This window comes from Prevotella sp. P6B1, from assembly GCF_000702825.1.
In the GTDB taxonomy this organism is placed as follows: domain Bacteria; phylum Bacteroidota; class Bacteroidia; order Bacteroidales; family Bacteroidaceae; genus Prevotella.
The window spans coordinates 445,157-457,155 of sequence record NZ_JNKF01000011.1 but is presented as its reverse complement, the minus strand read 5'-3'; the positions used below and the strand labels follow the sequence as shown (position 1 = coordinate 457,155).

The 11,999-nt window shown below is 45.4% G+C and carries 10 protein-coding genes; 7 read left to right on the top strand and 3 right to left on the bottom strand.

Annotated elements, in window-relative coordinates; all coding sequences use genetic code 11:
• Window positions 1-279 precede the first annotated feature (279 nt).
• The 3 genes from T495_RS0106050 to T495_RS0106040 all read left to right on the top strand — a co-directional run bounded on the left by T495_RS0106050 (window position 280) and on the right by T495_RS0106040 (window position 3,578).
• Window positions 280-498 carry a DUF3791 domain-containing protein gene (locus T495_RS0106050; protein WP_033147962.1) on the top strand — a complete coding sequence of 73 codons (219 nt, stop codon included), beginning with the start codon at window positions 280-282 and terminating at the stop codon, window positions 496-498.
• Window positions 499-777: 279 nt separating this feature from the next.
• Entirely contained in the window at window positions 778-1,095 is a 318-nt protein-coding gene (locus T495_RS0106045) for a heavy metal-binding domain-containing protein (protein WP_028904296.1), read from the top strand.
• A gap of 92 nt (window positions 1,096-1,187) precedes the next feature.
• On the top strand, window positions 1,188-3,578 hold the full coding sequence (locus T495_RS0106040; RefSeq protein WP_033147961.1) for a DUF3943 domain-containing protein: 2,391 nt from the start codon (window positions 1,188-1,190) through the stop codon (window positions 3,576-3,578).
• 15 nt (window positions 3,579-3,593) lie between these two features.
• Here the strand turns inward: T495_RS0106040 and T495_RS0106035 are convergent, their stop codons facing one another.
• The 3 genes from T495_RS0106035 to T495_RS0106025 form a co-directional block, all read right to left on the bottom strand.
• A complete protein-coding gene (locus tag T495_RS0106035; protein WP_033148102.1) occupies window positions 3,594-4,568 on the bottom strand; it encodes a Gfo/Idh/MocA family protein in 975 nt (324 codons plus the stop codon).
• Window positions 4,569-4,732: 164 nt separating this feature from the next.
• The gene (locus T495_RS15840; protein ID WP_155950143.1) at window positions 4,733-4,837 is read right to left on the bottom strand and encodes a smalltalk protein; all 105 of its coding nucleotides are present in this window, start codon (window positions 4,835-4,837) and stop codon (window positions 4,733-4,735) included.
• A 66-nt stretch (window positions 4,838-4,903) separates the two neighbouring features.
• Window positions 4,904-5,470 carry a DNA-binding protein gene (locus tag T495_RS0106025; protein ID WP_033147959.1) on the bottom strand — a complete coding sequence of 189 codons (567 nt, stop codon included), beginning with the start codon at window positions 5,468-5,470 and terminating at the stop codon, window positions 4,904-4,906.
• A 614-nt stretch (window positions 5,471-6,084) separates the two neighbouring features.
• Between T495_RS0106025 and T495_RS0106020 the strand changes: the two genes are divergently transcribed.
• Genes T495_RS0106020 through T495_RS0106005 form a run of 4 tightly spaced genes read left to right on the top strand, consistent with a single transcriptional unit; the run spans window position 6,085 to window position 11,995 of the window.
• Complete coding sequence (locus T495_RS0106020) at window positions 6,085-7,614, top strand: type I restriction-modification system subunit M (RefSeq protein WP_033147958.1); 1,530 nt, start codon at window positions 6,085-6,087, stop codon at window positions 7,612-7,614.
• 36 nt (window positions 7,615-7,650) lie between these two features.
• Window positions 7,651-8,823, top strand: coding sequence for a PDDEXK nuclease domain-containing protein (locus tag T495_RS0106015; RefSeq protein ID WP_051651877.1), 1,173 nt, complete (start codon window positions 7,651-7,653; stop codon window positions 8,821-8,823).
• A gap of 15 nt (window positions 8,824-8,838) precedes the next feature.
• Window positions 8,839-9,996: a restriction endonuclease subunit S gene (locus T495_RS0106010; RefSeq protein ID WP_033147957.1), complete on the top strand. Its 1,158-nt coding sequence runs from the start codon at window positions 8,839-8,841 to the stop codon at window positions 9,994-9,996.
• A 19-nt stretch (window positions 9,997-10,015) separates the two neighbouring features.
• The gene (locus T495_RS0106005; protein WP_051651876.1) at window positions 10,016-11,995 is read left to right on the top strand and encodes a DEAD/DEAH box helicase family protein; all 1,980 of its coding nucleotides are present in this window, start codon (window positions 10,016-10,018) and stop codon (window positions 11,993-11,995) included.
• Window positions 11,996-11,999: the final 4 nt, after the last annotated feature.

Genomic DNA, 11,999 nt, shown 5'->3' with positions numbered 1-11,999 from the left:
GTTCAGTTAAATAAAAAAACGATGATTAGAAGGTAAGTTTAACGCAGAATATATGAAGTTTTTTGTTTAAATATTTGCGTAAGTTATAATATTGTTCTATATTTGCAGCAGAATTCGATAGTACTCACGCAAATATTTAATCATGAGTTATTAATAAAAACAGCGCAAAAAGCAAAAACATAACAGCGCAAAAAACCAAAATAAAATACCACAAAAATCCAAAATCGTTTGGATGTTTCGCTTATTTATCGTACATTTGCACACAAAAGACATCCATTTATGTTTAGTATCAAGGACATATCTGAGTACATCGTGCTGCTCATTGCAGCCTTCGCCAGTCACTATCATATGACCGACGTCGAGGCCTACCGCTATCTGAGCCGCTACGGAGCCATCAAGGTGGCTCACGACTTCTATGACGTGATGCATACCCAACCGATGGGTGACATGGTGCAGAGCATGGCTACGTACTGCCACAGGAAAGGAGGCCATCTATGATACAACTCTACCATGGTTCCACGGTCAATATCGAACACATCGACCTCCAGAAGTATTGTTATATTCTCCCATATATAATATAAATATAATGTACAATTGGAAAAAAAATTCGGGAGGCCGACGCTAATGATTCTATGACGGACTCCCGAAGTTTTGTTTGGCAATGGAAATATATGTATGTTTCTAAAGGCGCTTTTTGTTAGTTTAACGCAGAAAACGAACAATAATTGAAAATTAATGCTTATCTTTGTCGCTGTAAATTTTAAATAGAAAACGAATATGATACTTTCAACAACTCCAACAATCGAAGGTCACACTATCCGTGAGTACAAGGGTGTGGTGACAGGTGAGACAATCATCGGTGCAAACATGTTCAAGGATCTGTTTGCTGGTATCCGTGATATAGTAGGTGGTCGTGCCGGTAGCTACGAGAAGGTGCTGCGCCAGGCCAAGGACGAGGCTATGCAAGAGATGATGGAGCGTGCACATGCCTTAGGTGCCAACGCTATTGTAGGTATCGACCTGGATTACGAGACTATCGGTGCCAACGGCTCGATGCTGATGGTAGCCGCCAGCGGAACGGCTGTAGTCATCTGACATATCAGATATAGATAAAACGATGATTAGAAGAGCAGAAATAAAAGATATACCAGTAATCATTAAATCCCAAGGCAGAATTGCAATGCTTTATGAAACGATTTTTACTGAGTGGATTCATCCTGGTTCTAAGCACGCTGTTTTGCGTGGCCCAGCACCTGCATGGTATAACTATCGATGTGGGTAAGAACCATCAAGCCGATTCTACCCGTATCACTTATTTCAGTATCGGTTTGAGCAACCACACCGATTCACTGAAAGGCGTGCAACTGAATGCGATATCAAACTATGCGTATAATGCCAAAGGACTACAATTGACGGGGTTCTCAAACATTTCGTCATCGCCACTGAAGGGCATACAGTTAAGCGGCGTTACAAATATAGCGATGGGCGTGGATAAAGGCATGCAGCTATCGGGTATCCATAATATCTCGTCGGGCTATATGCGCGGTATGCAGTTGGGAGCATCAAACTATGCCGAGGAACTGGATGGTGTACAGATAGGGCTGCTGAATACTGCCCAGAAGCACACCAAAGGTTGGCAAGTGGGACTTGTCAACTATACAAAGGATACCGGCGGGCACAAGATAGGACTGGTAAATGTTAACCCGCAAACCACCATAGATTGGATGTTTTTTGGCGGTACCAGCTCGAAATTGAATGGTGCCATCAGATTTCGTAACAAAAGTACCTATAGTATATTAGGCGTAGGTACACACTATATGGGATTCGACGAGAAATTCTCGGGTGCCATCTTCTATCGTATCGGACAGTTCAAGCAGCTGTCGCCAAAACTGTCGCTCAGCGGCGATATAGGCTATTACCATATCGAAACATTTAAGAAACACAGTAACGACGGCCCCTCGCAATTGTTCTCGATACAGGCTCGCATCAATGCCGACTATCAGTTATCGCCCAGAACGGCACTTTTTGCCTCGGTGGGATATGGCGACACGCGCTATTACTATCACGAACTAAAATATCGCCATCGTATGCTGGCCGAAGCCGGACTAACCTTCCGTTATCCGCACAATGTACACCGCGAATCAGCGGTTAACAAGCGAACCGAAGACCGTACGCCTGCCGACTCAGTGATGGCAATAGGAGTGGGGAAGAAGCATCCCTGGTGGGCTCTGGGACAGGTGACAGGCGTGAATGCATTTGTACATCTGTTCGACCGTGTAATCACCAACCAGGACTTTGCGCAAACTACACTTCATACCTGGAGCCAGAACTTTAAGAACGGATTTGTGTGGGATAACGATGTGTTCTCAACCAATCTGTTTATGCATCCCTATCATGGCAATCTGTATTTCAATTCAGCCCGAGCCCAGGGGCTCAACTTCTGGGAGTCGGCTCCGTATGCGATGATTGGCTCACTGGAATGGGAGTTTTTAGGAGAGATTGAACCACCAGCGCTTAACGACTTGATAGCCACCACCTTTGGTGGTATCTGCATTGGCGAAATCACCAATCGTATCAGCAAGATTTTCTTAAATGATTCGAAACGTGGCTGGCCTCGATTCTGGCGTGAGTTAGGAGCTACCATCTTTAACCCTATGGGTGAATTGAAGCGATTTGCCACTGGTGATGCGTGGAAAGTGCGCAGCCGTAACTACAGATACCACGATTATAATCGTAATCCTATCGACGTGTCGATATCGTTGGGCGATCGTTATTTGGCCGACGATGGTGGTTTGTTCAAGGGCGAACACAATCCATACATCAATCTCTATCTGCAATATGGCGACCCAGTAAACGAGGGTGAGCACAATGCACCTTACGACTTTTTTGAGATGGAGTTTACAGGCGGAATCTCCAGCAATCAGCCCATACTCAATCAGATACATCTTCTGGGACGTTTGTGGAGCACACCGATGATAGAACGCAGGAACATCAAAGCCGAATTCGGTCTGTATCAGCATTTCGACTATTTCGACTCGAAACCTGTAAAAAACGGTTCCGACCTCACGCCTTATCGCATCAGCGAGGCAGCAGCCTTTGGTCCTGGTGCTATTATTCAGATGCCCGAGGTAGGCGCACTCTCACACCTTGAGCAACGAATCTTTGCCAATGTAATCTTATTGGGCGGAACCAAGAGCGACTACTACAATATCATCGACCGTGACTACAACATGGGTAGCGGCTTCAGCGTGAAGACAAAAACCCACATGGAGATGCGTAACTTCGGACGTTTTATTCTTAATGCCCATTACTATCGTATCTTCACCTGGAAGGGCTACGATCGTGATACGGATTTTGCTAACATGACACACGAAGATATGCTGCATCTTAATTCGCAAGGCGACAAAGGTAATGCGGCATTGCTTGTTATCAACCCGTTGACCGAATTCGACATTGCCCGCAACTGGAGTATTGTACTTTCCAGTTCATACTATGTTCGCAGAACACATTATAAATATGCTGATGATGTGAAAGCCAATACCTTCGAGATTCGCCTCGGTGCCACTGTACATCTGTAAGTTTGCCAAACAAATTCAAAATTCATCCATCGGATAGCTGACGCCCCATTTGCGGCGGAGGTCGTCCATCAGCTGCATGATGTAGAGCGTCTCGGCATGAGGCATCTCGCGAGGCTCTGTCAGTCCGTCGATAAGTGCCTGCCTACAAGCCAGGAACTGGTACTCATAGCCCGTTATCTGCTGTGGTACATGAATGGTCTCCACATACGTACGGTCGGGACCATTCAGGGTTATCGTCTGCGGATTGTTGATATTGTCGATAATGATATTTCCCTCTGTACCTGCGATGACGCCGATGTTGTCGCCCACACATTGTGCCGACGACTGGACGTTGGCAAGGATGCCGTCCTTCAGGATGATGGTGATGGCATTGGTCAGATCCATACCAGTGGCGCTCTTCACGCAATGCCCGTCGATGGTCTCAATATCGCTATCGCAGAACATACGTACGAAGTTCAGCGCATAGACACCGAGGTCGAGTAGGGCACCTCCGCAGAGGTCAGCGCGCATGATACGCTCCTTGTTACCCATCGAATAGCCAAGGGTGGCAGTTACCAGTCGCGGTTGCCCGATACGTCCGTCAGCGATAAGTCCTCTGACAATGCCCACGGCAGGTTGATAGCGCGTCCAGATGGCTTCGGCCAGGAACACATGCCGTTCGTGAGCCAGACTGATGATATCCTGCGCCTGCCTGGCGTTGGCCATAAACGCTTTCTCCACCAGACAGGGCTTACCAGCCAGGATAGCCTCGCGGGTCACGTCGTAATGGTGCGAGTGCGGCGTGCCGATATACACGAGGTCAACATCCTGGTCTGCGATAAGCTCGCTGTACGAGCCGTACGCCTTCCTGATGTTCCACTTGGCAGCAAAAGCCGCTGCCTTTTCCTGATTACGTGAACCCACGGCATAGGCCTCGCAACAGTCTAATCCGTTCAGGGTGATGGCCGCCTTCTCGGCAATCCAGCCCGTACCAATAATTCCCACTTTCATCATACGTCTTTGTATTGCTTAATGATTCATAATCTTGTGGCAAAAATAGTGAAAAGTCGGCATTTATTTGGTATTCCTGCCGCAGATTTAAGAAGATTTGTGAAAATACAAGAAACAAAAATATTTACCCTCAGGCTTCGTTTTTTGAAACCTGAGGGTGAATTTTACCAAGCGCCTACGCAGCTTGTAGCTCCCAGTGCAGTCAGGATGGCTGTTGCAATCGATGCAATCAGCTGCACGATAAACTTAATGCTTTCTTTCTTACTCATAACTTTGAACTTTGAACTTTTAGCTTTGAACTTTCTTTAAAGCGCTGGGGCTTTCGCCCCTAAGCGCTAATCTTCGGTGCTACCGTCGGGGTTAGGCTCACCGCCGCCGTTGCCGCCTGTGTTGCCGCCCTGGCCACCGTTGGTAGGCTCATTAGTGCCGCCGTTCTCGTTCTCTGGATTCTCGTTGTCCTCAACCGTACCAGGATCGGTGCTGGTCACGCGCTTCACCTCGTTGCCGTCGCGGTCGTAGCAGGTAATCTGGATGGTAGTGCCTGCCAGCGCCTGCTTCAGATCTACCGCTGGAGTGAAGATGATGCGGCGACTCGAAATCAGTCCGGTCTTTACCTCGTCCACCTTCTCCACGCTCTTGGCGCGCAAGCCGAATCGCATGGTTCCCAGACCTGGCAGCGCTACCGAGTGACCTTCAGTGGCCCACGCCTTGATTACCTCGCCGGCTGCATCCCAGCATACCTGCATCACACCCTTGCTCACGCCGCTGCGAAGGGCAGCTTCCTGGATCACCTTTTCCTGACTGAGTGAGGTGTACAACTCCGGCATCATGATGTAGCGATAAGTGCCCTCATACTTGCCAATCTTCTGCAACTTTTCCTGTGCTTTAACTTTAAGTGCCATAATTCTAATTTTGTTTTTGTGTTGTTGTTAAATTTTTTACCGTTTTACTTTTTTACTCTTTTATTGTCTCAACTTCGATGTTGGTTTGCGGCCACACGTGGGAGAATTTCTTAGTGCACGTGGGAGATTCTTTTTCCTCGCGCGGGAGCATCATCTCCATCTTCATCTTGACAATGCAAAGGTACGAAAATTTCGTTATATAATGAAATATTAATTGTTAATGAATTGTTAAAATTGGTAAGTCTACTCATATGAGCACAGAGCACAGAGCACAGTTTTCTCATGAGCACCCCAAAATATGCAAGTAATATTTTTACTATATATATAATATTTATATTATATATATAGTAATTATTATATAGAATAAAACTCACTAATCCATGTACCCTCTCGCAAATAAACTGTGCTCTGTGCTCTGTGCGCTTTTGTGATTATTTTCTCCCCACAAAATTTGACTGAATCAGGAAATTATGTTATATTTGCAATCAATTCTTATTTGACAAAAAGAAATTCTAATTACGAAAAATACTATGATTGCTGATAAAAAACAATGTTGAGTTTGTGTATTTCAGATATTTGTATTATCTTTGCAGGGTAATTAATAATTAGATAAGATGGCAAGTAACCAGAACCAGAATTCTTCGACTATAACCGGCGACGTAAAAAGCCGTATAGATAAAATTTGGGATACGCTATGGGCAGGTGGAATCACCGTGCCCGTCACTATCCTTGAACAACTTACATATCTGTTTTTTATTAAGTTGCTGGATGATAAGCAGCGACGTGAAGAGAGTAACGCTATCGAGTTTGGTTACGAACTCGAAGACCCCTTGTTTAAGAAGGGCCAGAAGTGGACTAATCCAGAAACCAATCAGGAGGTGCCTTACGAGGAACTGCGTTGGTCGGTATTCAAGAGCTTCTCGGCTCAGAATATGCTGCACCATGTGCGTAACAATGTGTTTGTGTTTATCAAGGGCATAGGCAAGGAGAGTGGTTCGGCCTATAGTCGCTATATGCAGGACGCAGTGTTTAGCATTCCTAAGGCTGATGTACTGCAGTCGGTGGTTGATGATATCGACTTGCTGGATATGGAAGATGCTGACACTATGGGCGATGTCTACGAGTATATGCTGGCGCGCATGTCGGAGAAAGGCCAGAACGGCCAGTTCCGTACGCCTCGCCATATCATCCGTATGATTATCACGATGGCTGAACCCAAGATTGATGATGTGATTTGCGACCCTGCTATGGGTAGTGCAGGATTCATTATGGAGGCTGCCCGCCAGATTTACGACCAGAATCGAGCTGTCATCCAGTCGGACGAAGATGTACGCAAGCGCTATTATTCTACCATGTTTAACGGTTTTGATACCGACCAGACTATGCTGCGTATCGGTGCGATGAACATGCTGCTGCATGGCATCCCTTCGCCCAATATCAAGTATCAGGACTCGCTGTCGGAGGATAATACCGATGAGAGCCGCTATACACTTTGTGTGGCTAATCCGCCATTCTCGGGCAAGGTGCTCAAAGGTACTATCAGCAAGAGTCTGCTCTCTATCGCCAATACCAACGCTACAGAGCTGTTGTTCCTGGCGCTGTTTGTACGCTCGCTGAAGTTGGGAGGCCGTTGCTTCTCAGTGGTTCCTGATGGTGTGCTGTTTGGTAACGACAATGCCCACATGGCCATACGTAAAGAGATTGTTGACAAGCAGTGCTTGCGTGCTGTAATCTCTATGCCTGCAGGCGTATTCCAACCTTATAGCGGCGTTTCTACAGCCATTCTGATATTCACCAAGACCGATGCAGGCGGTACGGATAAGGTGTGGTTCTACGAGATGCGTGGCGATGGCTTTACGCTGAACGCCAAGCGTACACCATGTAGCGACGACGATATTCCAGACCTGTTGCAGCGTTGGCAGAACCTGGAGGCTGAGACTTCTCGCACCCGCAAAGATCAGAGTTTCTTTGTGCCAGTAGACGAGATTCGCAAGAACGACTACGACCTGACCTTCAATAAATATAAGGAGGTGGTGCGCGAAAAGGTGGTCTATGATAATCCCAAGGATGTCTTTGCTCGCATTGAGGCTCTTGAGGCTCAGTTCGCTGCCAAGCAGCAGGAGTTTAAGGAGAAGTATTTGTAATTCTGAACGCAGTGCGTTCACAATTTAGAAAGAGCAATGAATAAGGAAATTCAAACATACGACGAAAAACTGCAACGAGCCATTGCAGTTATTAAAGAAGCCATTTTGCAAGGACAGTATGAGGCTTGCAAGGGTGTTAACCGCATCCAATTGGCTGTGTATTTTGGTATTGGAAAGTATATTTCTCAGCATACACGAAAAGGCGTTTGGGGTACAGGCGCCCTTGACATCATCAGCAATCAACTGCGTAGAGAATTGCCAGGATTAAGAGGATACTCGTCAACAGCTCTAAGAAATATGCGTAAGTTCTATGAGAATTGGGATATGCTTGATTCTAATTCAGCAAGTGCACTTGCTGAATTGCAAAACAAAGATAATCAGGCTGTTGTAATTTCAGCAAGCGCACTTGCTGAAATTGATATATACAACACTTTGCAGGTTCCATTGACAAAAGATTTCCCTATTGAGGATTTCTTTAGAGTGCCTTTTACTCATCATGTTAGAATAATAGAAGGAACAAAAGACATCAATGCACGATACTATTATATACATCGTACTGCAGAAGAGCATTTATCTGAAAAAGATGTTATTAAACTTGCGAAGAACGACGCCTATGGTCATCGTGAGCAAATGCCGAGCAATTTCACCAAAACCATCTCTAATGCTGCGATGATGCGCAAGGCGGTCATGATGTTCAAGGACTCTTACATGCTTGATTACATCAATGTCGAGGAGATTGGTGTGCGTGACAGTATTGATGTGGATGAGCGTGTCGTGGAGAAGGAAATCGTGAATAAGGTGAAGAATTTCATCATGACTATAGGGCGCGACTTTACGTTCATGGGTAACCAACAGCTGTTGGAGGTATATGGCGTAGAGCAGTTCCCCGACTTGTTGTTCTTCAATCGCGAACTGAATGCTATGGTGGTGATAGAGTTGAAGACTGGGGAATTTAAAACCAGTTATCTTGGTCAGTTGATGGGTTATCTGACGATTCTGGATGAAAAGATTCGCAAACCGCATGAGAATCCCAGCATAGGCATGGTGTTGTGCAAGTCTGCCAATCGTGAGTATGTTGAGTTTATGATTCGCGACTACTCGAAGCCAATGGGTGTAGCTACTTACAAAACGGCAGATGATATGCCAGAGAAGATTCGCAAAGCACTGCCTGATATTGATGCTCTCAAGAAATTGATAAGTGAAAAATAACAAGGAGGACGAGTAATGGATAAAAGTAAGTGGGAATATAAGAAGCTGGGAGAGGTCGCTACCTTTGAGAGAGGATTAACTTATTCAAAAAAGGATGAGTCTGATTCTTCTACAAAAGGCGTGCTTCGTTCAAATAATATCGACTTGGATTCTCATCAATTGGTTTTTGATGAGATAAAATGGCTTAATGAAACTTTTGAAATCCCCCAATCAAAGAAACTTGCTAAGGACTCAATCTTTATATGTATGTCGAATGGAAGTAAAACCCATTTGGGGAAAGTAGCTTTCATAGATAAAGATTATGACTATGCTTTTGGCGGTTTTATGGGAATGATAAAGCCTCTGAACATTTATCCCAAATACTTGTTCTATTATTTCTTGTCAAAGGAATATCGGGATGGCCTTGAACAGATAGGTAAAGGAGCAAATATTAATAATCTTCGTTTTGCTCAGTTGGCTAATTTTATGATTCCAAATCCTATTACGGAAGTCCAGCAGCGGATTGTGGCGGAGTTGGATTGCTTGAACGAAATGATTGCTTTAAAGCAAGAGCAACTGAAGGAGTTCGATAAACTCGCTCAGTCTATCTTCTATGATATGTTTGGGGATTCAGATGGTTATGAGAAAGTTAAGTTGGGTGATGTTGTTGAAGTTGTGTCTGGTTTGGTTGATCCAAATACCGAGCCATACTGTTCTCAATTACATGTAAGCCCTGCTAATATTGTTGGTGGAACTAATGAAATCGTTAATTGTGTACAGGCAAAGTCTGAAGGATTGATAAGCGATAAATATCCATTTAAAGCAGGGATGATATTATATTCGAAAATACGTCCAAACTTAAATAAAGTTGCTATCGCAAGATTCGATGGAATTTGTAGTGCAGATATGTACCCTCTTTCTGTTCTGCCAAAAGCAAACAATGTGTATATAACAAAATTATTGTCCTCAAAGCAATTCCTTGACTATGCAATAAAAAACTCAGGGCGTGCTCGTATGCCTAAATTGAATAGAGAAACATTATTCTCTTACAGTTTTAATCTTCCCCCTCTCGCCCTGCAGCAGCAATTTGCTGAAAAGATTCAGGCGATTGAGGCACAGAAGGAACTGGTGAAAAAGAGCATCGCTGAAACTCAGCAGTTGCTTGATAGTAGAATGGATTATTATTTTGATTAAGATCTAACCCAGCAATGATATGAAGAACTTCGACTACCTAAAAGAACTGCCGCTGTTTACGACGCTGTATACTCAGTGTGACAGAGCGGAGAGTTGTTGCAAGTCTGATCCAGACAAATCGGCAATGGCTTGCAGACGTTCGTTAGAGTGGACTGTCGACCTGATTTACAGGGTGCAGCACTGGGAAGTATCGCCCCGTGCCACGCTCTTTGAGAAGGTAAAAGATACGAAGTTCACAGAGTTTATCAACTCGCGCGATTTGATGCAGAAACTGCATTTTGTGCGCAGCGTGGGTAATCGTGCCGCTCACGCTGGAGGTGTGTCGAAAAAGGATAGTGAGTACGCCGTGATAGATATCTACTACTTTGTAGGCGACGTGCTGATGCTATTAGGCTACATTGAGCGTTATCCTAAGTTCGACAAAGCGCTGATTCCTGATAAGGGTACACCAGTAATGGTGATTAGTGCTACCAGCGAAGAAATAGCCAAACAGCAGGAAGAGGCTGCTAAAACAGTTAAACCCGTTACTACTCCTGCATCGCAGGTGGTGGTAGCGCATAATCCTGAGAACCTATCCGAAGCCGAAACACGCAAGTTGTATATCGACGAGATGCTACGCGAGGCAGGGTGGGAGATATCCGAAACCGATAACGCTATCGTGAGCGGAAAGGCTTGCGTAGAGATAGAAGTGCGCGGTATGCCAAACGCATCGGGCATAGGTTATGCCGACTATGTGCTGTTTGATACAGACGGTATGCCTTTGGCTGTAGTAGAGGCTAAGAAAACAACGGTAGATCCCATAGTGGGCAAAGCCCAAGCCGAACTCTATGCCAAGTGCCTGGAGGCAAAATATGGTGTAAAACCAGTAGTTTACTATACCAATGGATTCGAAACCAATATCATCGACGGACTGGGTTATCCAGCTCGCACTATCTACGGTTTCCATAGTCGACAGGATCTTCAGAAACTGATACAGAAGCGTGGCCGTCAGGATATCATCGACATGATGGCGAAGGAGGAGATTGTGAACCGTCCCTACCAGACCAGAGCCGTAAAACGTGTCTGTGAACATTTTAACCTGAAGCATCGCCGCGCCCTGCTGGTAATGGCTACGGGTACAGGTAAAACGCGCGTATCGATAGCAATGGTAGAGGTACTGCTGCGAAACAACTGGGTAAAGAATGTGCTGTTCTTGGCTGACCGTACAGCATTGGTAGAGCAGGCTTTTGGTAAGTTTAATACCTATCTGCCTGATGAGACCAAGTGTAATCTGTGCGACCCGCGACAGGCCCGTAACATTGATGCACGTATATTGTTCTCTACCTACCAGACGATGATCAACTTCATCGATATCGAAGAGAAGACGTTCAGTGTAGGTCGTTTCGATTTGATTATCATTGATGAGGCTCACCGCTCGGTATTTGGTAAGTATGGTGCTATATTCGACTATTTCGACTCGTTGCTGGTAGGTCTTACCGCCACGCCACGTGAAGAAATCGACCGCAGCACCTACCGCCTGTTGGAGCTGGAGGATGGTGTGCCTAACGATTATTATGAGTATAGCGAGGCCGTAAGAGATGAGCATCTGGTAGATTTCGAGGCGCTCCGCTACGATTCAGATATCCTGAAGCATGGTATCAGATACAACGACCGTACGGAAGAAGAGAAGAAACAATTAGATACCATCTTTGAGGAAGAGGGTACTGGCGAACGAGATATCGACAACAACGAGATATTCCGCTACGTTTATAATACCGACACAATCGACAAGGTGCTGCAGGAACTGATGGAGAAGGGCCTGCGGGTGGATAGCGGCGAGAATATCGGTAAGACGATTATATTTGCCTATAACCACAAGCATGCAGTAAAGATATCCGAGCGGTTTGCCGTGCTGTATCCGCAGTTAGGGCCCGACTATTGCGAGGTGATCGATTATCAGGAAACCCAGCGAAAACATCTGCTTAGCCAGTTTGAAGAACTTATGAGAAGCTACACATAATAAA